Annotated in this window: 1 protein-coding gene; it reads right to left on the bottom strand. The window is 22.3% G+C overall.

The genetic code is table 11. The annotated features are described in order from the left end of the window. The coding region (locus O6B72_RS09445; protein ID WP_269493000.1) for a MerR family transcriptional regulator at positions 1–181 on the bottom strand (181 nt) is incomplete at its 3' end. Positions 182–264 lie beyond the last annotated feature (83 nt).

Below are 264 nucleotides of genomic sequence, written 5' to 3'. Positions count from 1 at the left end.
TGTCATTGTTAAAAGTTATGTTTTTATTGATATTTTTTAGTGTTTCAAGCTTATATCTACGCTCCCCACCTTTGGTTAATTCATCAGGTTTTAGCAACTCTTTTTTATCCCAGTTTCTAAGTGTTTGAATAGTAACTCCAAGAACTTTTGAAGCTTGTCCTATTGATAGTAATTTATTCATAAGTGAAATTATAACAAATTTAAAAATATTTATCAATATAAATTATATAAAATATATATATTATTTTATATAATTTTATAGAA

The sequence above is a fragment of the Campylobacter ureolyticus genome, from assembly GCF_027277485.1.
GTDB lineage: Bacteria > Campylobacterota > Campylobacteria > Campylobacterales > Campylobacteraceae > Campylobacter_B > Campylobacter_B ureolyticus_B.
Note: the sequence above shows the minus strand (reverse complement) of the source record. Positions and strands in the feature narration are given on the sequence as shown.